Here is a 22,864-nt window from a genome sequence, read left to right on the forward strand (position 1 = left end):
GGACGCACGCATCGCGTCGATGCGGACAAAACAGGACTACTGAGGGTGAGAAAGAACAGGTCGGAGGGCGGCGCGGGCGTACGACACTTAACATAGTGGTTGAAGAATTTATCATTCAGGTATGTGATCTTCGGGGAGAGAGGGTGCGGTGGGCGACCTCTGGGCGGGCGTCGACATTGGCACCCAGAGCGCGCGCGTGGTGCTCCTCAATGAGACCGGCCAGCAAGTCGCGGCCGGCTTCGCCGCGCTCGGCACCGACCACCGGATGGCCACCCGGCACGAGCAGGATCCCGACGAGTGGTGGGACGCGGCGTGCGCGGCCAGTCGGCAGGCGCTGGACGGCATCGCGCCCGAGCGGGTACGAGCCCTCGCGATCTGCGGTACGTCCGGAACGGTCCTGGTAGTGGATCACGCCGGCCGCCCGACCGGGCCCGCGGTCATGTACGACGACAGCCGCGCGAGGGACGAGGCCGAGTGTGTGCAGCAGGTCGGCGCGGACCTGTGGGACCGGCTCGGTTACCGCATCCAGGCCTCCTGGGGGCTGCCCAAGGTGCTCTGGCTGGCCCGGCACGGCGAGCTGACCGGCGCCCGCCGGATCGAACACCAGGCCGACCACCTCGCCGCCCGGCTGGTCGGGCACCCGGTCGCCACCGACACCGGGCATGCTCTCAAAACCGGCGCTGACCTCACGAAACTCAGCTGGCCAACGGACGTACTCGACAAGCTGTCCCTGGACCCGGCCGTCCTTCCGGACCTGGTGGTTCCTGGCACGCCGTTGGGGACAGTCAGCCAGAGTGCCGCGCAAGCCTGCGGGCTGGCGGCCGGTACGCCCGTGCTGGCCGGAACGACCGACAGCTGCGCCGCCCAGATCGGCGCCGGCGCGCTTCGGCCGGGCAGCTGGAACTCGGTGCTGGGCACCACGCTCGCGATCAAGGGCGTGTCCACTGAGCTGCTTAGAGACCCAGAAGGCAGCGTCTATTCGCACCTGCACCCGGACGGCGGCTGGCTGCCCGGCGGGGCGTCCAGCGTGGGCGCCGGGGTGCTGAGCCGCGACTTCCCGGCCGGCGACCTGGACCGGCTGACGGCCGCGGCGGCTGCCGTGGAACCGGCCCCGGGCGTCACGTACCCGCTGGTCGGCCACGGTGAGCGGTTCCCGTTCCGGGCCACCGCGGCGGAAGGCTTCCAGCTCGGCGTCCCGGATGACGAGGCCGTACGCTTCGCTGCCGTACTGCAGGCGGTGGCCTTCACCGAACGCCTTGCCTATGTGGCGCTCGCCGAGATCGGCGCCGACGTGAGCGGCCGGCTGACCGCGACCGGCGGCGGCAGCCGCAACGGCTACTGGAACCAGCTGCGGGCCGACGTGATGAAGCGCCCGGTCTCGCTGCCGGCGCACGTCGAGGCGGCCGCCGGGATGGCGATCCTGGCCGCCGCACCAGCCGGCGAACTCACCGCGACCGCCGAGGCGATGGTCCGCATTCGCGAGGTGGTCGAGCCGCGGCCGGACCGGGCCGGCCGGTTCGACGACGCGTACGCGCGGTTCGTCGACGAGCTGTGCCGCCGCGACTGGCTGCCCACCGCACTGGCCGCGGCGGCTTTCCGGCCGTTGACCAAAGGCGACCAGTGACCAGCCTTTTGTTGGTACGGCACGGCGAAACCGAATGGCACCGGGAAAATCGGTATGCCGGTTCGTCGGACATCGGGCTCGCACCAGCCGGGTACGCGCAGGCGAGGCTGCTCGGCGAATGGGCCGGCAGCCGGACGGCCGCCGAAAGGCCGACCGTCCTCGCGTGCTCGACATTGCGCCGGTCCCAGCTGACCGCCGCGCCGGCGGCGCGGGTTCTGGGCGTACGGCCGGAAATTCACGCCGATCTGCGGGAAGTCCACTTTGGATCGGCGGAAGGCCGGACGCTGGACGAGATCCGGGCGGACAGCGCGCAGATCGCGGACTCGTTCGTACGCGACCCGGTGGCGTCGCCTTTTCCTGGCGCGGAGCCGCTTTCGGCGGCCGCCAACCGGATGGTCCACTGTCTACAACTGCTTGCCAAGGCACATCCGGGTGAACGAATCCTGGTGGTCGGCCATAACACCGTGATCCGGCTCGCGCTCTGCCAGTTGCTGGGAATCGATCTCTCGACCTACCGCCGGGTGCTGGCCGCGCCTGACAACGTGGCGGTGACAGAACTGCAGGTAGCTGACCGAATGTTCAGGCTGGCCAGATTCAATGCCCCGTTAAGCCCGGTAGACCCGATCTTCTAAGCTCAGGCCACATGGACGCGCAAAAGCCCGCCTCGGCCCGCCGGTCCCGGCAGGAACAGATCGCCCGTTACGTGCTGGACCGCGAGTCGGCCACCGCGAACGAGCTCGCCGAGATGACCGGCGTCAGTCTGATGACCGTGCACCGGGATCTGGAAGATCTCGCCCGCCAGGGCATTGTCCGCAAATTCCGTGGTGGGGTGTCCGCGCAGCCATCCAGTGTTTTCGAGAGCAACATCGAGTTTCGGCTGCAGAGCAGGCAGGCCGAGAAAGCCGCGATGGCGCGGGTGGCCCGCCGGCACGTCGACGCTGGGATGGCCATCATGCTCGACGACGCCACCTCGACGCTGGCGACCGCGCGGCTGCTCGGCGATGTCTCGCCGCTGACCGTGGTGACGAACTACATCGGTGCCATCGAGGTGTTGCGCAAAATGCCGGACATCCGGCTGATCGCGCTCGGCGGGGAGTATTCGCACACCCACGACTCGTTCGGCGGAGTGGGCTGCATCGACGCCATTTCCCAGCTCACCGTCGACGTGGTTTTCGTTAGTACGTCTGCGATGACACCGGAAATGACGTACCACCAGGAGCAGGAGATCGTGCTGACCAAGCGCGCGATGCTGCGGGCGGCGCACAAGAAGGTGCTGCTGATGGATTCCCAGAAGATCGGCCGGCGGGCCCTGCACCAGCTCTGTCCGCTGAAGGATTTCGACGTGCTCATCGTGGACGCGGGCGTCGGCGCGCAGCAGTTGGAGGACATGCGGGCCGGCGGAGTGAACGTTGAGGTCGCCAGCCTGCGGGAATGACTGGTCCCCGCTGACCAGCACGGCCAGCGGGACCCCGCCACCACCGGAGCCTCCCCCGACCACGCGCATCGAGCGCGACGGACGCGCGACCCGGTGCCCACCGGCACCACGGCCCCACATCCCCGGTGACAGAGGATCTGCTGCAGACCCTCGGCGCGTACCCGATACGGCGTGTTGCGCCGTGCTAGACGATAGCTCGAAAGATCAACCCTGCGTAATGGACAAAAGGCCCTAAAGCGGTAGCAATTGCCGAGAATTTTGGCTGCCAGATGCGGACAGTTCAGTGCCGCCCGGCTGTTTACAACGTGAGAATGGGATGTCCGCCGCATTCCGTCGTACCCAGGGAGCGCCCAGATGACCGTTCCGCGCACCGGATTAGCTGGGTACGTACGAGGCCTGCGCCAGGTGGTCTCGGTGGGGCTCGTCGGCACCCTCGTGATGAGCGCTCTGGTTTTGGGTGATCTGGCTTTGGGCGATCTGCCCGCGGTCGCCGCCGGCGCGCCGACTCCGCTGATCAACCGCGACTTCCCGGATCCGGACGTGCTGCGGGTCGGCAACAGCTACTACGCGTACTCGACGAACAGCACCTACGACACCGGCCTGCGCAACATCCCGGTCGCCCGGGCTTCCCGGATCACCGGCCCGTGGACCGTTCAGCCCGTCGACGCACTGCCGCAGCCGCCGTCGTGGACCGTCTTCGACCAGGGCAGCGGCACCAACCTGATCTGGGCGCCGGACGTGTCCCGCCGGCAGGACGGCAAGTTTCTGATGTATTTCGCGGCAAACTTCCACGGCCAGGTGCAGTGCATCGGCGCCGCGCTGGCCGACCGGCCGACCGGGCCGTTCCGCAACGTCGGCTCCGCGCCGTTGGTCTGCCGGCAGGACGAAGGCGACATCGACCCGTCCAGCCTGACCGTGAATGGCCGGCATTACCTGGTTTACAAAGACAATTCCAACGCCCATGGGCAGCCGGCGTCGATATGGCTGCAGCCGGTGGCCGCCGACGGGCTGACCTTTCGGGGCGACCGGGTCCGGCTGCTCACCGCGGATCCGGCCGGCGACGAGAACAACGTCATCGAAGCGCCCATTATCGTGCCACGAGCCGGAAAATTCGTGCTGCTCTATTCAGCGAACCCGTACACGCTCAACTACCACGTCAAATTCGCCACCGCGGATCGACTCACCGGCCCGTACCAGAAATCCAGCACGTACGTGCTGGACAGCACCACCTGGCCGGGGGTGATCACCAACCCCGGCGGGCAGGACGTGGTCGGCGGCCAGATCGTCTTCCACGCGAACATTCCCAGCGGGCGGGCGATGTTCACCGCACCGCTGTGCTGGCGCGGGTCGACGCCGGTGGTGGTGCGATAATTTCCGGATGCGCGGTGCGATTCCCAGTCCGAACATCTGGAAACACCCGGATGTCTACGAGCTGGAAAACCGCGCGGTCGACCCGGACGGGGTGATTCCGGCCGCGATGCGGCGGATGCGGGACTGGGCCGGCGAGCCAGTGCTGGATATCGGCTGCGGCACTGGCTTTCACCTGCCGATGTTCGCGGCCACCGCGGCCAGTGTGATCGGGGTCGAGCCACATCGCGGCAATGCCCGGCAGGCGGCCCGCCGAGTTGCCGGACTGTCCACTGTGGACGTGAGAGTCGGCGTCGCGCAGGCACTGCCGGTCGCCGACCGTAGCATCGCGGTGGCGCATGCCCGCTGGTCGTACTTTTTCGGCCCTGGCTGCGAACCAGGGCTGCGCGAGCTGGAGCGGGTGATGCGCCGCGGCGGGGTCGCCTTCATCATCGACAACGACGCCACTCGATCGTTCTTCGGGCCGTGGTTTCGCCGGCAGGTGCCGTCGTACGACCCGATCGAGGTCGAGCGGTTCTGGGGCCGGCACGGTTTTTCCCGGCAGAGCCTGGACATGGGCTGGCGGTTCGAGTCGCGCGCCGACTTGGAGGCGGTCGTACGGATCGAGTTCTCGCCGGCCCTCGCTGACGAGTTCTGCGCCGCTCACCAGGGTTTGGAGGTCGACTACGCCGTCAACCTCTGGTCCCGCTCGTACTAGAAAGGGAGACCGGGATCGGCGCCATCGCCGACGAGGGGGGCGTTCGTGGACGGATGCGCCGATCCCGGTCTTACCTAATCGTACACGTGTTCGAATGATTCGCCTAGACGGCGACGGTGACCTTGTAGTCGGTGAGCCAGGTGTGCAGGTTGAGGGCCATGTCCAGGCCCATCCGGGCGCCCTGGTCGTGGCCGGCCGGCACCTCGGCGAGCTTGCGCAGCGCATCCGGCGCGATCACGTCGAAGATCGGGCTGTCACCGGTCGCCAGCAGCTTGCCGGCCGCGTCCTCCAACGCCTGGTGATAGCGCGGGTCCTGGGTCGACGGGTAGGGGCTCTTCACGCGCTGCACGATCGACTCCGGCAACACGTCCTTGGTGGCCGCCCGCAGCAGGCTCTTTTCCCTGCCGTCAAAGGTTTTCATCGACCACGGAGTGTTGAAGACGTACTGTACGAGCCGGTGGTCGCAGAACGGCACCCGGACTTCCAGGCCGACCGCCATGCTCATCCGGTCCTTGCGGTCCAGCAGGGTCTGTACGAACCGGGTCAGGTGCAGATAGCTGACCTCACGCATCCGCGCCTGGAACGGCTCCTCGCCGTCCAGTCGCGGCACCTCGGCGAGCGCCTGCGCGTACCGGTCGGCGACATAGGCATCCAGGTCGAGCTGCTTGGCCAGCGCCGGAGTCAGCAGGTTCTGCCAGCCGCCGTCCATGCCGTGCTGCATGGCCATCCACGGGAACGTGTTCGCGTTGACCGCGGCCTTGTCGTGGAACCATTTGTAGCCACCGAAAACCTCGTCCGCGGACTCCCCCGACAGGGCCACTGTCGAACGCTTGCGAATGGCCGCGAAAAGCAGATAAAGCGAGGTGTCCATGTCGCCCATCGAGAGGCCGTCCCGGGCGCGTACGACCGCGAGCCGGTTCGCCTCGTCCATCAGGTCGGCGGTGTCCAGCACGATGTCCTGATGGTTGGTCTTGGCGAACTCCGCCAGGTCATGCACGTACGGGCCGTCCGGAGTCCCGCGCATCGCGTCCGGCTGGAAGTTCTCGGCCTGGCCGGTGAAATCGACCGCGAAGGAGCGCACCGAGTCGTGGCCCTGCGCGATCAGCGCCTTCTGTGCGATCGCGGTGATCGCGCTGGAGTCCAAGCCGCCGGACAGCAGCGTGCACAGCGGTACGTCCGAGATCAGCTGCCGGGTGACGATGTCGTCGAGCAGCTCGCGGACGGTGTGGATGGTGGTGTCCAGGTCGTCAGTGTGTGGCTCCGAGTGCAGCTCCCAGTAGCGGTGTTCCTCGATACCGGAACGGCTGACCTTGACCAGGTGTCCGGGACGCACCTCCCGAATGCCCTCGTACGGCGACTCGCCCGGCGTCTTGATGAAGGCGAGCACCTCACGCAGCCCGGTCGCGGAGACGACCGGTTTGATCAGGCCGTTGGCGAGAATCGCCTTGGGCTCGGAGCCGAACAGCACGCCGTTCGGGACGGTCGCGAAGAACAACGGCTTGACGCCCATCCGGTCGCGTACGAGCAGCAACTCCTGCGTACGGGAGTCCCAGATGGCGAAGGCGTAGATGCCGTTGAGGTGGTCAACCATGCCCGCGCCCCACTCCAAGTACGAGTGCAGCACGACCTCGGTATCGCTGTCCGTCTGGAAAACGTGCCCCTTGCTGGTCAGTTGCTCGCGCAGCTCCCGGAAGTTGTACGTCTCACCCGAATAGGTCAGCGAGACAACGTCGTTTCCGGCCTGCTCGTACGGCATCGGCTGGGTGCCGCCCTCGATGTCGATGACCGCCAACCGGCGGTGCCCGAGGGCCACGTGTTCGCGCAGCCAGAGTCCCTCGGCGTCCGGGCCGCGGCAGATCATCGTGTCGACCATGGCCTGGGCGGCTGCTCTTTGTTGGGTCAGATCACGGTCGTAGTCGACCCACCCGGTGATTCCGCACATGCGCGTTGCTCCCTCGAGGTTCCCGGCAGCGAGGCCTGGTGTTTCGGGCAGGTTTCCGACGCCGGGGATTTAATTTGCAGTGCTAACTAATTTCGACGGTAGATACTCGCCGGTAGATCACGCAATATGACAAATCAGCCAATCTTGCGGTGTCCGCTTTGCTGGCTTTCTCCGAGCAGTGGTGTTACGCCGATGTTTCCGGAATCTGGCCGGTGCCGGCGTGACACACTCGGTGCAAGAAGCAAGAGCAGAGGGGACCTGTGATGCGCCGCCAGTTGTACGGGTCAGACCATGAGGCATTCCGGGAGAGCGTGCGCCGGTTTCTGGACAAGGACGTGGTGCCGCACCTCAGCCAGTGGGAGGAGGCCGGGATCGTGCCGCGCGAGCTGTTCGGCGCGGCCGGCGCGGCCGGGTTCCTCGGGATGGCCATCCCGGAGCAGTACGGCGGTGGCGGAGTCGACGACTTCCGCTTCAACGCCGTCTTCGGCGAGGAGGTGCAGCGCTGCGGCGCGGCCGCCGCAGGGCTCGGGATGACCCTGCACAACGACATCTGCATGCCCTATTTTCTGTCGTACGCAACGGAAGAACAGCGCCAGCGCTGGCTGCCCGGGATCGCCGCCGGCGAGCTGATCACGGCCATCGCGATGACCGAGCCCGGCATCGGCTCCGACCTTGCCAGCATGTCCACCACCGCGCTCCGGGACGGTGCTGATTTCGTCGTCAACGGCTCGAAAACGTTCATCACCAACGGCATCAACGCGGACCTGGTCATCACCGCGGTGAAAACCGACCCCACCCAGCGGCACGCCGGCATGAGCCTGCTGGTGCTTGAGCGCGGGATGGCCGGCTTCGAGCGCGGCCGCAACCTGGACAAGCTCGGCCAGCACGCGCAGGACACCGCCGAGCTGTTTTTCAACGATGTACGCGTGCCGGCCGGCAACCTGCTTGGCGAGCTGGGCCAGGGTTTCCGACAGCTGGTGGCGAACTTGCCGCAGGAACGGCTGTCGATCGCGGTCGCCGGGGTCGCGGCGGCCGCCGCCGCGCTGGAGTGGACGCTCTCGTACGTCAAGGAGCGCACAGCCTTCGGCAAGCCGATCGGCTCGTTCCAGAACAGCCGTTTCACGCTCGCCGAGATCTCCACCGAGGTCGACGTGGCGCAGGCGTACGTGGACGCGTGCATTCTCGCGCTCGACGCTGGCGAGCTGACCGTCGAGGACGCGGCCAAGGCCAAATGGTGGTGCACCGAGCTGCAGGGCCGCGTGACCGACGCGTGCCTGCAGTTGCATGGCGGCTATGGCTACATGACCGAGTATCCGATCGCTCGCGCGTACGCGGACGCCCGGATCACCCGGATTTACGGCGGCACCACGGAAATCATGAAGGAAGTGATCGGCCGAGGCCTCGGGCTCTAACGAGAGCGCACCGACAGGATCTTCTTCCGCGATTAGCGGAGGGAGCCGAGGCCGGCGCGGACGAGGGCGCGGTCGCCCCGGCGGGGGCCGCGCATCGCGAGCCGCAGGGCGTCGACAGCGACGAAGAAGTCGAGCTTGTCGACCAGCCGGGTACGGTCGTGGTGGCCGAGCCGGATGGCGACCTCCAGCGCCACCGAGAGGCCAAAAGCCTGCGCCAGGTGCCGCAGCTCGTAGTCCGGATCGCCGATCGCGGCGGCGGCGAAATCCAGCACTCCGCGGATCGCGCCGGTGGTCGGGTCACACAGAATGTGGTCGACGGACAACGCGTTGTGCAGAAGGACGGGTTCGTAGTCGAAATTGGCGGGATCGCCCAAATAGTCGGCGAACCGCAACTCGATGCGGGCGGCTTCGGCAGCACTCATCCGCGCGGCGAACTCGTCGCGGAACCGGTCGCGGTCGGCGGTGTACGTACCGAGAAAGTCGAGGTCCGGTACGCCACAGCCGCGGGCCAGCTCGAGGGTGGTGGCACGCAGCGCGGCGATGAAAGCGGCCAGCTCGTCGAGCACCCGCGAGCGCGCGTCGCTGTCCAGCGTCAGGAACCGGTCGGCGGTCAGGAACTGGCCGGTGAGCTGCGGATATCCGACGTACGGCAGGCCCGTGACGGTCTGCCCGACGAACCGCAGCTCGGGCACCGGCGCCGGCAGCCGGGGCGCCAACTCGGGCAGCAGCCGGGTTTGCACCTGCAGCGCGACCGCCTGCCCGGCGACTTTCGGGAAGCGGAACACAAACCGCTCGTTCACCAGGTAGGTGACCGAATCCGACCGGTGACCCAGCGCGGTGATGCGCGCCGGGTGCGGCGACGCGATCGCCGTCTCTATCGCTTGCGCCCGGACGGCTTCGTCCGTACGGCCCGCCGGATTCACGTTCGGGAGTTTGCCAGAAGAACTCCGGGTTCCGGACCGAATTCATCAGGTGTGACACGGATCTTCGCCGGCAGGTCGCCTGCCCTTCGCCGCCGCCCGTACGATATCCGGATGGCTGACGAGTTCCTTTTCCCGGCACGGGTGCGCTATCTGGAGGTCGACGCCCAGAACGTGGTCTTCAACATGTGGTATCTCGGCTATTTCGACGAAGCCTCGTACGAGTATTTCGGGTATCGAGGCGTCGCCTACCACGACTTGATCGCCAGCGGCACCGACATCCAGCTGGTGCACAGCGACCTGGACTACCGGTCCAGCGTCCGGTGGCGCGACCCGCTGGTGGTCGCGGTCACCACTGGGAAGGTCGGGAACACCAGCTTCCAGCTGGACTTCCAGGCCCGAGTGGGCGACCGGCTGGCCTGCGAGGCCCGCAATGTGTACGTCACGGTCGACACCGAGCAATACGCCAAAAAGCCGGTCCCGGACGACTTCCGGGCAGCGTTGCTTGCTTGACCGCTGCCCTGTCGGCCTCCGCAAGCACCAACCCTGAACAGCACATTTGCCCCTCGGCAGGCGAACGCCGACATCCTCCATAACAGAACCTGAAGCCCCCATCACAGTTTGATAACGGTATGGGTGGCGTCTCCCCATCGGGCCCCGCGACGCGAAAAATCACCCCCGGCCACCTGCGTGAATGACGCCGTTCACCGGTCCACGCGGGACATTTTTTCGGCAAAGGGGTTTTGAGTGAGAAAACTGTTAGTCGCGGCCGTGACCGCGGTCGCCGGCGGTGCGACGCTCGTCTCCGGGATACCCGGGGCGGCCGCCACCGCGGCGCCCACCACCACCAGCACCGCCGCCGCCAGCATCACCTGGGGCACATGCGACTCGACCCGCCTGCAGCAGGCCGGCGGACAGTGCGGCTTCCTGCAGGTGCCGCTGGACTACAGCAAGCCGTCCGGCACGAAGATCTCGCTGGCGGTCTCGCGCATCAAGCACAAGGTCCCCGACGCGAAATACCAGGGCATCATGCTGACCAACCCGGGCGGCCCGGGTGGATCCGGCCTGACCCTGTCCACCCTCGGCGCCTCGGTGCCCAACCACGTCGGCGACGCGTACGACTGGATCGGCTTCGACCCGCGCGGGGTTGGCTCCAGCAAGCCGGCGCTGACCTGCATCTCCGACTACGCCGGCTTCAACCGCCCGCAGTACGAGCCCACCTCGCTCGCGCTGGAGAAGATCTGGCTGGCCAAGTCCAAGGCGTACGCGCAGGCCTGTGCCAAGAACGGCGGCGCGCTGCTGGATCACCTGAAGACCACCGACTCGGCCCGTGACATGGACTCGATCCGGGCCGCGCTTGGCGCGAGCCAGATCAACTACTACGGCTTCTCGTACGGCACCTACCTCGGTCAGGTCTACGCGACGCTGTTCCCGTCCCGGGTCCGCCGGGCGGTGCTGGACAGCAACGTCGACCCGCGCAACATCTGGTACCAGGCGAACCTCGACCAGGACATCGCCTTCGAGCGGAACATCAAGATCTGGTTCGGCTGGGTCGCTCAGTACGACAACATCTACCACCTCGGCAAGACCGAGCGGGCCGTCGAAGCCCAGTGGTACCGGCAAAAGGCGCTGCTGGCAAAGAAGCCGGCGGCCGGCAAGATCGGCCAGGACGAGTGGGTCGACGTCTTCCTGCAGGCCGGCTACTACATTTACGGCTGGGTCGACATGGCCAACGCCTTCGCCGGCTGGGTGCACAAACAGGACGCGCAGCCGCTGCTGGACCTCTACGGCGACCCGACCGTGCCGAACGCCGACAACGGGTTCGCGGTCTACAACGCGGTGCAGTGCACCGACATCCAGTGGCCGCAGAGCTGGAACAAGTGGCGGATCGACAACTGGCGGACGTACGCGCAGGCGCCCTTCGAGACCTGGGGCAACGCCTGGTTCAACGCGCCGTGCCTCTACTGGCCGGCGAAGGCCGGCAAGCCGGTGACCGTGACCGGCAAGACCGTCGCGCCGATCCTGCTGCTGGACGAGACCCTCGACGCGGCCACGCCCTACGAGGGCACCCTTGAGGTGCGCAAACTCTTCCCGAACGCGTCCCTGATCGCGAGCCCCGGCGGCACCACGCACGCCGCTTCACTGTCCGGTGTGGCATGCGTCGACAACCAGGTCGCCGACTACCTGGCCACCGGCAAGCTGCCCAAGCGCAAGGCCGGCGGCGGCGCCGACGCCACCTGCCCGTACCTGCCCCGCCCAGTGCCCACCGCGCCGACCGCCAACGCGGCGAAGGCGGCTCCCGGCACCACCGCGAAGGCTGCCGGCACACTGCCGGGCAAGTTCCGCGGCTAGTTTTTCGGCGCTAGTACGACCCTGCTAGTACGGCCCGGCCGGCGGATTCCACTCTGCCGGCCGGGCCTTTTTATGCCCGGCGGAATAGGCGTACGGATGGCGGTGTTGAACCCGTCAGAAGCGACATGGCTAACAAGGTGCTTGCCGGTGCCTTGTGGACAAGCTATGGTGCGTTCAACAGCTCCTGTGGATGACGGCGAAGCGCCGCCCCAGGAAGCGGTTAGAGTCCAGTCATCAGGTTTGCGCTCGCGGATCTGATTCCCACCGCCCGTGACAGCGGCGACCTTTTCCTGGGCTCGATCCCAGTCTTTCCGCTCTCGCAAGGAGAAATCTCATGAAAACCGTCAGTGGCATTCTCGACGTACGAGAAAAATCCGCTTTCATCCGCACTGCCGGCTACCTGGCCGGCCCCGACGACGTACATGTGCCAATGGCCTTGGTACGCAAGCACAATCTCCGCAGTGGTGACCTGGTCACCGGCGTTCCGTCCGAGCCGGACGCGAAATTGGCCACGCTGGCCAGCGTCAACGGCCAACCACCGGAGTCTTTCCAGCGACGGCAGGAATTCCAGTCGCTGGTGCCGTTGCACCCGGACCAGCGCCTGTTGCTGGAAACCACCCCGAAAAAGCTGACCGCACGGGTTATCGACCTGGTGATGCCGATCGGCAAGGGCCAGCGCGCTCTGATCGTTTCGCCGCCCAAAGCCGGGAAAACGTCCGTGTTGCAGGCGATCGCCGAAGGCGTCGCCACCAACCACCCGGAATGCACCTTGATGGTGTTGCTGGTGGACGAGCGCCCCGAAGAGGTCACCGACATGCAGCGGTCGGTACGCGGCGAGGTCATCTCGTCCACGTTCGACCGGCCGCCGGCCGAGCACACCGCGGTCGCCGAACTGGCGGTCGAGCGGGCCAAACGGCTGGTCGAGATGGGCCAGGACGTGGTGCTGCTGCTCGACTCGATCACCCGGCTCGGTCGCGCGTACAACCTCGCGGCCCGCCCGTCCGGCCGTGTGCTGTCCGGTGGCGTGGACGCGGCCGCGCTGCACCCGGTCAAGCGCATCCTCGGCGCCGCCCGCAACATCGAAGGTGGCGGCTCGCTGACCATCGTGGCCACCGCGATGGTCGAGACCAGCTCGGCCGCCGACACCCTTTTCTTCGAGGAACTCAAAAGCACCGGCAACGCCGAGCTGAAACTGGACCGCAAGATCGCCGAACACCGGACCTTCCCGGCCGTCGACGTGACACCGTCCAGCACCCGTCGCGAGGAGCTTCTGCTGTCGCCGCAGGAGTTGGTCCTGGTCCAGGAACTCCGCCGGCTCCTGCAGACCCGCGACAGCCAGCACGCCATCGAGCAGCTGCTCGACCAACTCCGCAAAACCCAGTCCAACGCCGAGTTCCTCATGCGCATCAGCGCCACCACCCGTCTCGCCGCTTAGACCCTGCCTTAAGGGGCACCCGGGGCTGTGTACGGTCGAGGCCATGGACGAACGGACCGGAGAGGCGTTCGAGCTGGACGAACAGCTCACCGTGGTGGGTCGTAAGCTGGTCGTGGGGGCGCCGGCCCCGGCGTTCGAGCTGGACTGGCTGGCGTCCGATGGCGCGGTGATCCCGGTGCGGCTGAGCGACTCGGCCGGCGCCGTACGGCTGCTCAACGTGATCAACTCGATCGACACGCCGGTCTGCTCGCTGGAGACCCGGACCTGGGATGAGCGGCTTTTCTCCGAGGACTCGGCCATCAGGATGTCCACGGTGAGCATGGACCTGCCGTTCGCGCTGGATCGCTGGCGGACCGAGACACACGCCGGCCACCAGTTCCTGTCCGCTCATCGCGACGAACGCTTCGGCGTCGACTACGGCGTGCTCCTCAAACAATGGCGGCTGCTGCAGCGGGCCGTTTTCGTGATCGATCGCGAGGACCGCATCGCGTACGCTGAATATGTGCCCGACCAGATGCGCGAGCCGAACTATTCGGCGGCGGAGGCCGTCATCAAATCGTTGGCTTGATCTTTTCCCGTACGGCAAGGACAAGATAGCGTTCATCGGCGTCGTCGACGGACTCGCATCGCCAGCCGGTGGCGGCCAGCGCGGCCCGAATACGCGGTTCGGCACGGATGTCGTCGGCGGCCAGTTCGTGGCCGTGTTTGCGGGCGAGGGCAGCGCGACCGACCGGGTGGAAAAGAGCCAGCCGGGCGCCCGTACGAGCCACCCTGGCCAGCTCGGACAGACCACCCTCGGTGTCCCGCAAATGCGGCAGCAGTCCGGCCGCGAAGACCGCGTCCAGCGAGGCGTCCCGCAGCGGCAGCCGAGTCGCGTCGGCCAGTACGAGCCCACCGCGGCCGCGCCGAGCGGCCTCCGTCAGCATCTCGACGGTCACGTCGACGGCGATCACCGTGCCGGCCGGTCCGACCGCCGCCCGCAACGGCTCGATGGCCCGGCCGGTGCCGCAGGCGGCATCGAGCACGGCCCCGGCGACCGGCACCGCGAGCTCGTCGACCGCTCGCTGGTAGGCCGGCCCATCCTCGGGAAACTTGTCCTCCCACCCGGCCGCGCGTGGCCCGAAAAACGCCCGTGTGGCCGCGATGTCACCCATCTGGCCAACCTATCGGAACGGAGAGGATCCGGCGCCGACCGTGGACAGCCGACCATCGCCGCGACGACAATCTCCTCGGAGGTCGCCATGCGGAACCGGACGTTCAGGGCGCAGGTCGGGGTCGAGAACGCGGCCATCCTCGCCACCGAGAGCCGCACGCACTGGCTCGCCTCCGAATACCGGCCGCACGATGCCGGCGACGGCTGGATCGAGCTGAGCGAAGCGGCTCTCGGCGCCTCCCGCGAACTCGGCGAGGAAGAGGACGGTGCGATCACCGACGACGCCGACGGTCTGCGCATCTGGGTCGGCGACGAGGCGTACGACCTCGACCCGGTCAGCTGAGCGACACCTGCCGCGACCACACCTGATAAGGCGAAGGGGTCGGCGAGGACCAGTTCGCGCCGCGGTCCCCGAAAAGCAGCAGATGTGCCGGGTCGAGCACGACCAATGTCCCGTTCGCCGAGTCCTGGTAGTCCGCGGCCACCGATCTGGACCACGAAAGCCCGCCGTCATCGGAAACCAGCAGAGACAAACCCGGACGTCCGGTCACCATCACGAAAGTGTTGCCGGCGGTGTTCACGATCGTCGGGAAGACACTGAAAGTCGACTCCCCCGGTCCGTTGAGCAACGGTGTCGGCGTCGACCAGGTGACACCGTTGTCGGTCGATCTTGACGCGTACATCGGCAGATAACCGCCGATCCGCATCGCGGTGAAGAGCGAACCGTCCGCGGCCCGCGCGAAGGCGCCCTCGCAGAATCCCTCGTACCGGCCATCACTGGTCAGCGTCGGATTGAATCCCACCGTCGCCCGTACGGTCCAGTTGAGCCCGCCGTCGGTGGAGACCAGCAACAGCTCACGGTATTTCGGGTCGTCTTGGTAATATCCGTACGCGGACTGGAAAAGGCTGCCGTCCGAGTTTTGCAGCGCGCTGTGCACCAGCACGAATCCACCCTGCGCCGAGCCGGGTCGATCGGTGGCCGAGGAAATCGGCCGCATTTCCTGTGTCGTTGTCATCGTGCCGGTACGTTTGGTCCACGTCATGCCATTGTCCGTGGAAATCGCGCTGTCGACCGACGCGCTTTTGTTTCCGGCGAGCATGTACGTGTGATAGTTGACCGCCAGCAGATTTCCATTGCCGAGCCTGGTCATGCTATAGGACGCTTCATTCGGCATCGGGTTGCTGGCCTGCGCGTGCACCCAACTCGCACCGCCATTGTCCGAGTACGCGTACTCGTTGCCGCTGGTGGCACTGCTGTCGGTGTGCGCGGGATAGCTCAGCAGCACCCGCTGGCCGACGACAACTGCTGTGTTGGGCATTTGCACTGGAGTGCTGCGCTGGTCGATGAGCACCAGCGGCGAAATGTCGAACCGGCCGTGCGCCGCCGGTGGCACGGCGTCGTCCGCCGCGCCAAGCCCCACGTTGTCAAGGAAAACCGTGTCCCCGGTGGTCGGCGTGCCGTTGCTGGCGAAACCGTACCCGACAATGCTCGTCACCTCGCGTACGCCCCAGGGCCCGCCGGCTCCGACATACTGTCCGTTGACCGAGACATATGCCACACTTTGGTCTGTCGGCACCGAAATCTCGAAGCTGGACCAAGTCGCCATCGGTACGGTCCCGGCCGGCGCGACCGGCATCCAGGTCCCACCGTCGTACCAGTTGATGCCGCCGGCACTGGTGACCGCGAGGTGGAAAACTGTTCGTACGTCCGAAAAGCCGCGGACGGTGCCGTTGAAGTCGATAAGGAATCCGTTCGCCAGCGCGGCCGGGTAGGCCATGAACTTCAAGTCCCCACCCTGCTGCACTGGCCGGTCACAGCCGACCTGGACGATCGCGCTGGTGGACTGGTCGTTGATCAGCAGCGACCTATTGCTGTTATATCCCCGCTGAGCGCTGACCGTCGCGGGCGTTTTCCCTGCCGGTGTGACACATCCGGTCGGCACCGCGCCGGCGGTGTCCGTCTCGAAAGTCTGGATCGACGGCACCGCACCGAAAGTGACGTTGTCAAAGAAGACTCGGTCGCCAGTGGGGACCGTACCCGTGCTGGCGAAGCCGAATCCGGTGATGCCGGTAATGCTTGCCGTCCCCCACCTTCCACCCGTACCAACGTCATGCCCACCGACCGACACGGACATCCCGCCATAGTTCGACGGAACGGCGATCTCCACCGTGCTCCACTGGTTCTGCGGCAACGATCCGGCCGCCGCGAACGAGTTCCATTTCGAGCCGTCGTACCAACTCATCGATCCGTCCGCGGAAGCCAGCAGATGAAAGACCGGTGTCGTCCCGCTCGTCGCGGTGGTGCCGAGAATGTCGATCAGGAAACCGTTGGCGCTGTGATCGGGAAACGCGGCGAAAGCGAGGTCGGCACCGGCCGCACTGGCTGAACCGCAGGCTATCGCGGTCATCGCCGTCGAAGTCTGATCATCCACCAGCAATGAGCGACTTCCCGCGTACGCCCGCTGGTCACTGACCACCGCCCCAGCCCGCCCCGTCGGCGTCACACACCCCGCCGGCACACTGCCAACCGCGTCCCCCTCGAAGGTGTAGCTCGCTGGCGACCCGAACGCGGCCACCGGCACCAGCACCGCAGCGGCCAACACCATCCCCAGGGCGCAGAACAAACGTCGGCCAGCCACCGCAGCCACCTTCCCTCGACCAGCACTGTAGCGCTACATGCGGCCTTTCGCGAGGGTGACGTTTCGGGGTCGGTATGCCGTTATTTGTCACCTCAGAACGTCACCCTCGCGAGGGTTTCGCTCTCCGCTACTGTTGACAACCGTGCGTGTACTCGTGGTGGAGGATGACGGCGATTTGCGCTTCGCCGTCCATACCGCGTTGCGCGGTGCTGGGTTCGCGGTGGACTCGGTCGGTGACCTGCCCGATGCCGATGTGGAGCTCGCGGTCAACTCGTACGACTGCGCGGTCTTCGACCGGCGCCTGCCGGGCGGGGACTCGCTGTCGTACGTACGAGATCGGCGGGCCGCCGGGTGGGCGGTGCCGGTGTTGTTCCTGACCGGATTGAGCACTGTGCCGCATTTGGTGGAGGGACTCGCGTACGGCGACGACTACGTGACCAAGCCGTTTGAGATGGCGGTGCTGGAGGCGCGGGTTCGGCGGCTCTGCCTGCAGGTGGTGCCGGGCCCGCCGCCGGTGCTGCGATGCGGTGACCTGGAGTTGGACCCGGGCCGCCGGGAGGTCCGGCGGGCCGGGACGCTGCTGACGCTGACGAAAACACAGTTCGCGGTGCTGGAGCTGCTGATGACCAAGCAACCCGAGCCGGTGTCGACTCGGGTGCTGATGGAGCAGTGCTGGGACGAACTCGAACCGGACCCGAACCGCGTCCAGGTGCTGATCGGCCAACTTCGCCGCAAGCTACACGACCCACCGATCATCGAGACCGTACTGCGCCGCGGCTACCGCCTGATCCCACCACGGCCGTAACGATTTCGGCTTGCAGCTCACACGATGTGAGGTAGGACAGTGACGGCATGATCAACATTGGAGATTTCGGGCGCCTTGGTGGAGTGTCGCTGCGGATGTTGCGGCACTACGACGAGATGGGGCTGCTGCGGCCGGCGGAAGTCGACCAGTGGACTGGTCGTCGCCGCTATCACTTGGACCAGCTCGGCGATCTGCATCGGATCGTCACCCTCAAAACGCTGGGATTCACCCTCCAACAGGTCGGCGAAATGCTGCACGACGGCTTCGACACAGCGCAGTTGCGCGGCATGCTTCGGATGCGGCGTGCGGACTTCGAACGGCAGTCGCAGGACGCGCGCCACCGGATAGCCCAAATCGATGCCAGGCTTGCGCTGATCGAAAGGGAAACGGGTAGGTCCGACCCACCGGTCGTGGTCAAACAGGTTGAGTCGATTCGGCTCGCCGCGCTCACCAGCGTCGTCGCCGACGACGAAGATTTCGGTGCCGCGGTGGAAGAACTGTTCATCAAAGCGTGCGATCTTATGAACTCCGCTGGATGGAGCCGCACTTCACCGATCAGTTGGTACGTGCCAGCGGCAGCCGACGCCGTACGCATTTACACGGGTTTCGCCGCACCGGCCGAAACCCCGGGCCTGACCTCGGTCGATCTGCCCGCCGCCAACGTGGCGTCAGTCATCCACCACGGCCCGATGCAGGACATCGGCGCCGCCAACGTGGCTCTCGCTCGCTGGGCCGACGCCAACGGCCACACCGGCGAGCAGCGCCGGCGGTCGATCTTCCTCGAAGCGACCGGCGACGACCAACACAACTGGGTGGTGGAAGTGCAGCTTGAGCTTCCTCCGCAACGCTAGTGGTCTTGTCGCTACCTGGCAACGGTTTGTCAGATTATGCCCGCTTCTGAAGAAGGCTCACCACCCACAACCTCGCCGCGCCCGGCTAACCGCCAACACACCGAAGCGGCGCGAAACTGTCGTACCGATGCTGTTTTCTAGCCCCCTCCCTTTGAACGGGCGGGGGGTGGGTTTGAGGATCGATGTTCAACTAAAAATTAAGGTCTGCCTCTCGACCCACCCCCCGCCCGTCACTGGGTGGGGGCAACTTTCGCGGGTGGGTACGACAGTTTCGCGCCGCACCCCTCTTACTTCGCCGGAATGTCTCAACACAACCTGACAGGAAGGGTCGGCGGGGTGGTGGGTCCCTTCGGGTGGAGCCTCAAGGAAGAACGGGGATCGACGGGTGGGGCGGCTTGGGTACGGGGGTTGGGCGAGGTTCGTTCTCCCCCTCAGCGGGCAAACAAACCAGCATCACGTTTCCGGGGGTGGTTCAAGACCTGAGTTTGGGCTCGACCGTCACCTCCGCGACTCCAGTGACTATTGCCGACTGGGCCATCTGCGAAAGCAACGAATGGCTCACAAAACGTTGAACGCGCGCGCTCTATGTTTCGTTGGGGTTATTGTGAAAGTATGCATTTCCTGATTACCCGTACGCCATCAAACTGTCGGTGCCGGCGGTAGAATTAGTGTCATGGCCGCCGGCGATGACACCACCTCTCCAGAGCTCTGGAGGTGTGACCCGGATGAGCTGGGTGAGTTGCTGCAGGAGAAAGAGAAAGCGGTTCGGTTGCTGCAGGTCGAGGTGTTGGACATTGTCGCGGCGATCCACCGGCGAAACGTCGGCAAGACGCTCGGGCACCGCAACACCCTGGGCATGCTGCAAGACCTCCTTCGACTGTCCCCCACAGAGGCATCCCGACGCTACAAACGAGCCCTGAACCTGTGCCCCAGCCAAGCCCTGACCGGTGAAACACTCGCACCCACACTCAGCATCGCGAGCCATGCGATGCGCCGCGGGGAACTCGCCGACTCCCAAATCGACACGATTGTTGGGGTCGTTAACAGGCTCCCGGCCAGGGTAACCATCAAAGACCGCGAAGAAGCCGAAGCGTCGCTGGTGGAGCACGCGAAACGGTACACCGCACCAGGCCTGGCCAAAGTCGGGCGACGGATCCATGACCACTTGGACCCCGACGGACCAGCGCCGTCCGAACATGAAAACGAGACACCACGCCGCGAACTGTCCTTGCACACCGGGACAGACGGGCGCCTGAACTTCACTGGTTCGTTTGACGGTGAAACCGGCACTTTGTTCAGTGAAATTCTGAGCCCACTGGCCAAACCCCGGCCCGCTGAGAACGGCACCCTGATCAGCGGTCAGTGTCCGAACGCAACGGGGACGCGCTCGCGGAAGCCCTGAATCTGATCGCGGACTCCGCGAAACTCCCCACCCAGGGCGCCGAGCGACCGCATCTCACCATCACCATCAACTGGGACATGCTCCGAGACCGCCTCGGAGCCGCATACCCACACAGCGGCGCACCGATTTCCCCCGAAGGCGTCCGCCGGCTTGCCTGTGACGCGGACATCATCCCGATCGTGCTGGGCAGCGACAGCGTGCCCCTTGATGTCGGACGCAACGAACGACTCATCACACCAGCCCTACGCAAAGCCCTGATAGCACGAGACAAAGGCTGCGCCCGATGCGGCCGACCACCCCGCTGGACGCGGGGGCACCACGTGCAGCACTGGGCCGATGGTGGGCATACTTGCCTTGACAATTGCGTACTCCTGTGCGATCGCTGCCATCGTTTAGTGCACCACGGCGGCTGGGACGTACGCATTGTTGACGGAATCGTTGAATTCCTGCCGCCCGCGTACGTTGACCGCGAACGAAGACCCATCCGCGGGATTAACCAGCTCGCCGCATAGAAAGCCCACCTGGCCGCCGGGCAGCAGCACGCCCGGCGGCCGACAAACTCTGCCACCGACTGGCTAGAGCGTGTCTGCTTATTCGGCGCGGCTGGGTAGGTGATCATGAATGGATGCTGCGGACGGGTGCTATGTCGGATGAATTGTGGGCTGTTATTGAGGCCGGTTTGCCGAAGCGTGGTGCCGACGGGGCCGACCGTGGAATGATCATCGGCTGACGCTGGAAGAGCTCGTATGGCGGTTCCGGACCGGTATGCCTTGGCGCGGCGGGCTGACGACCAAGATCCACGCTCTGGCGGACAAGGCGTACTCACACCCCTCAACCCGCCAGCAGCTGCGTGATCTCAAGATCCCCCACACGATCCCTGAGCGCAGCGAGCATATCCAGGATCGCGAAACCCAAAGGCTCACGCGGTGGCCGACCGCCAGCTTTCGACCCTGAGATCTACAAAGAACGCAATATAGTCGAACGCGCCTTCGGCCGCATCAAACAATGGCGCGCCATCGCCCCCGCTACGAGAAATACGCCACCAACTACCTCGACGGCGTCCTCCTCGCAGCCACCTAGCCGGAGTTTCCGGCCTTTCATGATCAACATCGACGAACCCGCTGGTCAATGGGCTTGACTCGGACGCCCCGGCGTATTACCCAGGTCGCCAGAGTCTCGCTATGACGTACTTGCAGGTGGTGGTGCAGGAGTGCGGAAGTCTATCGCCAGGCGAGACCCGACAAGAATCGCGATCCCTGCACTACTGGGTAATACCGCCGGAAGGGTGGAAAGTGAGGTATCGCAACGAAGATGAATTGCCGCGTCCTCAAGCCCGGAAACTCAGGCTAGGGCATTCCGGTGATGGTTATCTTTGTGGCGCCGGCGGGGTCGGTTGTGCCGATGCCGGGCAGGCCGTTGAAACCGCTCCAGTTCGCGTTCGCGTAGCGGATTTCGTGATAGACGTGGTTGTCGAGGCCGATGATGACAACCTGCGCCGAGTTGTCCGGGTCAGCGCCGATGCTGATTTCCTTCGCTCCGGCCGCAGCGGTGGTGCCGATGCCGGGCACGCCCGCGAAGCCGGTCCAGTTTCCGTTGGCGTAACGGATCTCGTGGTAGACGCTGTTGTCCGTGCCGATGATGAGGACTTGCGCCGAGCCGTCCGACATCCCGGTGATGGCGACTTTCTTGCCGCCGGCCGCGGCGGTAGTGCCGATTCCCGGTAGACCGTTGAAACCCGTCCAGTTTCCGTCCGCGTGGCGGACCTGGTGATAAACCTTGCCGTCGAGTCCGACGACCAGGACCTGTGACGAGCCGTCGGGCATTCCGGCGATGCTGATGGCTTGCGCGGTCATGAAGTTCGCCGCGCCGATGCCGGGGATCTGGGCGAATCCGCTCCAGTTTCCATTCGGATAACGGACTTCATGGTAGACGCGATCGTCGGTGCCGATGATCAGGACCTGCGACGAGCCGTCTGGGAGGCCCGCGATGGCTACCGCTTTGGCGCCGGCAGGCAGGGTCGTACCAATGCCCGGCAGCCCGGCGAAACCACTCCAACTGCCGTCCCGATAGCGCACCTGGTGATAGACCCGGTCGTCACTTCCGACGATCACGACCTGGGCTGAGCCGTCCTTCATTCCGGCGACGCTGACCGATTCGGCGGTCCGACCAAGACCCCCGAAACCAGTCCAGTTTCCGTCTGGATAGCGGACTTCGTGATAAAGGCTGGAGTCCATCCCGGCGATCAGGACCTGCGCCGAGCCCGGACCGGCCGGCTGCAGACCGCCGCCGGGCAACCCGTTCGCGCGGCTGATCAGGTTTTGCGCGATGGCCTGCGACTGGTCATAGCGATCCGGGTAAGCGGAGTGCTGCACCGCTTGCGCGATCTGCCCAGCGGTCCAGCCGGGGTTGTTGGCCCCGAGCGGGATGGCGCGATCGAGGAACGCGTTGGTGGCATGCGGTACGTCCATGCACAGGCTCGCGGGCGAACACCAGCCTTGACTGGGCCGCTGCTGGAAAACACCGACTGAGTCGGCGTCGCCGCAGGGCAGGTTGTTGACGTGTGACTCGACCCAGGCGGTCTCGAATTCGGACAGCCGAACTCGGCCGTCAATGCCACGCTGGTTGGCCACATCGCGGATGACCCGAAGCACGTTGTCGTCGGCATTGGGCGGGATTGCACAGGCAGGCGCCGCCACGGCCGCTGGCACGGGTGTGCCCGGGGCGGCTGGACTCGCCGCGTACGCGCCGGTTGGCGGCACCAGCAGCGCGGCGGCGACCACCAGGGCTCTCAAGGTATGCCGGCTCATGAAATTCCTCCCGACGCGGATC

At 66.0% G+C, this 22,864-nt stretch carries 18 protein-coding genes and 3 pseudogenes; 16 read left to right on the forward strand and 5 right to left on the reverse strand.

Annotated elements, in window-relative coordinates; all coding sequences use genetic code 11:
• Positions 1-148: 148 nt before the first annotated feature.
• The 5 genes from ABD301_RS31335 to ABD301_RS31355 all read left to right on the forward strand — a co-directional run bounded on the left by ABD301_RS31335 (position 149) and on the right by ABD301_RS31355 (position 5,124).
• Positions 149-1,624, forward strand: coding sequence for an FGGY-family carbohydrate kinase (locus tag ABD301_RS31335; protein WP_344313880.1), 1,476 nt, complete (start codon positions 149-151; stop codon positions 1,622-1,624).
• A complete protein-coding gene (locus ABD301_RS31340; RefSeq protein WP_344313881.1) occupies positions 1,621-2,256 on the forward strand; it encodes a histidine phosphatase family protein in 636 nt (211 codons plus the stop codon). The genes ABD301_RS31335 and ABD301_RS31340 overlap by 4 nt, the downstream gene beginning before the upstream one ends.
• 11 nt (positions 2,257-2,267) lie before the next feature.
• Positions 2,268-3,059, forward strand: a complete 792-nt coding sequence (locus ABD301_RS31345) for a DeoR/GlpR family DNA-binding transcription regulator (protein ID WP_344313882.1) — start codon at positions 2,268-2,270, stop codon at positions 3,057-3,059.
• A gap of 354 nt (positions 3,060-3,413) precedes the next feature.
• Complete coding sequence (locus ABD301_RS31350) at positions 3,414-4,430, forward strand: glycoside hydrolase family 43 protein (RefSeq protein ID WP_344313884.1); 1,017 nt, start codon at positions 3,414-3,416, stop codon at positions 4,428-4,430.
• 7 nt (positions 4,431-4,437) lie between these two features.
• Positions 4,438-5,124, forward strand: coding sequence for a class I SAM-dependent methyltransferase (locus tag ABD301_RS31355; RefSeq protein ID WP_163566954.1), 687 nt, complete (start codon positions 4,438-4,440; stop codon positions 5,122-5,124).
• 103 nt (positions 5,125-5,227) lie between these two features.
• On the opposite strand, the gene asnB is transcribed toward ABD301_RS31355, so the two are convergent.
• The gene (asnB, locus tag ABD301_RS31360) at positions 5,228-7,066 is read right to left on the reverse strand and encodes an asparagine synthase (glutamine-hydrolyzing) (RefSeq protein WP_344313885.1); all 1,839 of its coding nucleotides are present in this window, start codon (positions 7,064-7,066) and stop codon (positions 5,228-5,230) included.
• A 263-nt stretch (positions 7,067-7,329) separates the two neighbouring features.
• Between asnB and ABD301_RS31365 the strand changes: the two genes are divergently transcribed.
• A complete protein-coding gene (locus ABD301_RS31365; RefSeq protein WP_344313886.1) occupies positions 7,330-8,478 on the forward strand; it encodes an acyl-CoA dehydrogenase family protein in 1,149 nt (382 codons plus the stop codon).
• Positions 8,479-8,510: 32 nt separating this feature from the next.
• On the opposite strand, the gene ABD301_RS31370 is transcribed toward ABD301_RS31365, so the two are convergent.
• Complete coding sequence (locus ABD301_RS31370) at positions 8,511-9,401, reverse strand: phosphotransferase family protein (RefSeq protein ID WP_344313887.1); 891 nt, start codon at positions 9,399-9,401, stop codon at positions 8,511-8,513.
• A 111-nt stretch (positions 9,402-9,512) separates the two neighbouring features.
• On the opposite strand from ABD301_RS31370, the gene ABD301_RS31375 reads away from it, so the two are divergent.
• The 4 genes and pseudogenes from ABD301_RS31375 to ABD301_RS31390 all read left to right on the forward strand — a co-directional run bounded on the left by ABD301_RS31375 (position 9,513) and on the right by ABD301_RS31390 (position 13,753).
• Positions 9,513-9,911: a thioesterase family protein gene (locus ABD301_RS31375; protein ID WP_163567072.1), complete on the forward strand. Its 399-nt coding sequence runs from the start codon at positions 9,513-9,515 to the stop codon at positions 9,909-9,911.
• Between the two features lie 234 nt (positions 9,912-10,145).
• Positions 10,146-11,750, forward strand: a complete 1,605-nt coding sequence (locus tag ABD301_RS31380) for an alpha/beta hydrolase (protein WP_279579233.1) — start codon at positions 10,146-10,148, stop codon at positions 11,748-11,750.
• A gap of 316 nt (positions 11,751-12,066) precedes the next feature.
• Positions 12,067-13,185: pseudogene (gene rho, locus ABD301_RS31385) on the forward strand (transcription termination factor Rho); the annotation flags it as partial.
• A gap of 43 nt (positions 13,186-13,228) precedes the next feature.
• Positions 13,229-13,753, forward strand: a complete 525-nt coding sequence (locus ABD301_RS31390) for a redoxin family protein (RefSeq protein ID WP_163566951.1) — start codon at positions 13,229-13,231, stop codon at positions 13,751-13,753.
• On the opposite strand, the gene ABD301_RS31395 is transcribed toward ABD301_RS31390, so the two are convergent.
• A complete protein-coding gene (locus tag ABD301_RS31395; protein ID WP_344313888.1) occupies positions 13,737-14,339 on the reverse strand; it encodes a class I SAM-dependent methyltransferase in 603 nt (200 codons plus the stop codon). The genes ABD301_RS31390 and ABD301_RS31395 overlap by 17 nt on opposite strands.
• 87 nt (positions 14,340-14,426) lie before the next feature.
• Between ABD301_RS31395 and ABD301_RS31400 the strand changes: the two genes are divergently transcribed.
• Positions 14,427-14,681: a hypothetical protein gene (locus ABD301_RS31400; protein WP_163566950.1), complete on the forward strand. Its 255-nt coding sequence runs from the start codon at positions 14,427-14,429 to the stop codon at positions 14,679-14,681.
• On the opposite strand, the gene ABD301_RS31405 is transcribed toward ABD301_RS31400, so the two are convergent.
• A complete protein-coding gene (locus tag ABD301_RS31405) occupies positions 14,674-16,977 on the reverse strand; it encodes a sialidase family protein (RefSeq protein WP_344313889.1) in 2,304 nt (767 codons plus the stop codon). The two genes, ABD301_RS31400 and ABD301_RS31405, sit on opposite strands and share 8 nt — an antisense overlap.
• Before the next feature lie 142 nt (positions 16,978-17,119).
• On the opposite strand from ABD301_RS31405, the gene ABD301_RS31410 reads away from it, so the two are divergent.
• The 5 genes and pseudogenes from ABD301_RS31410 to ABD301_RS31430 all read left to right on the forward strand — a co-directional run bounded on the left by ABD301_RS31410 (position 17,120) and on the right by ABD301_RS31430 (position 21,115).
• Complete coding sequence (locus ABD301_RS31410) at positions 17,120-17,782, forward strand: response regulator transcription factor (RefSeq protein WP_344313890.1); 663 nt, start codon at positions 17,120-17,122, stop codon at positions 17,780-17,782.
• 47 nt (positions 17,783-17,829) lie between these two features.
• The gene (locus ABD301_RS31415; RefSeq protein WP_344313891.1) at positions 17,830-18,633 is read left to right on the forward strand and encodes a MerR family transcriptional regulator; all 804 of its coding nucleotides are present in this window, start codon (positions 17,830-17,832) and stop codon (positions 18,631-18,633) included.
• A gap of 673 nt (positions 18,634-19,306) precedes the next feature.
• Positions 19,307-20,244: pseudogene (locus ABD301_RS31420) on the forward strand (DUF222 domain-containing protein); the annotation flags it as partial.
• Positions 20,233-20,547, forward strand: a complete 315-nt coding sequence (locus ABD301_RS31425; RefSeq protein ID WP_344313926.1) for an HNH endonuclease — start codon at positions 20,233-20,235, stop codon at positions 20,545-20,547. The pseudogene ABD301_RS31420 and the gene ABD301_RS31425, both read left to right, overlap by 12 nt.
• Before the next feature lie 113 nt (positions 20,548-20,660).
• A pseudogene (locus ABD301_RS31430) lies at positions 20,661-21,115 on the forward strand (transposase).
• Positions 21,116-21,381: 266 nt separating this feature from the next.
• On the opposite strand, the gene ABD301_RS31435 reads toward ABD301_RS31430, so the two are convergent.
• Positions 21,382-22,842, reverse strand: a complete 1,461-nt coding sequence (locus ABD301_RS31435) for a DUF8189 domain-containing protein (protein ID WP_344313892.1) — start codon at positions 22,840-22,842, stop codon at positions 21,382-21,384.
• Between the last annotated feature and the right edge of the window lie 22 nt (positions 22,843-22,864).

It is taken from the genome of Fodinicola feengrottensis (assembly GCF_039530045.1).
Taxonomy (GTDB): Bacteria; Actinomycetota; Actinomycetes; order Mycobacteriales; family HKI-0501; genus Fodinicola; species Fodinicola feengrottensis.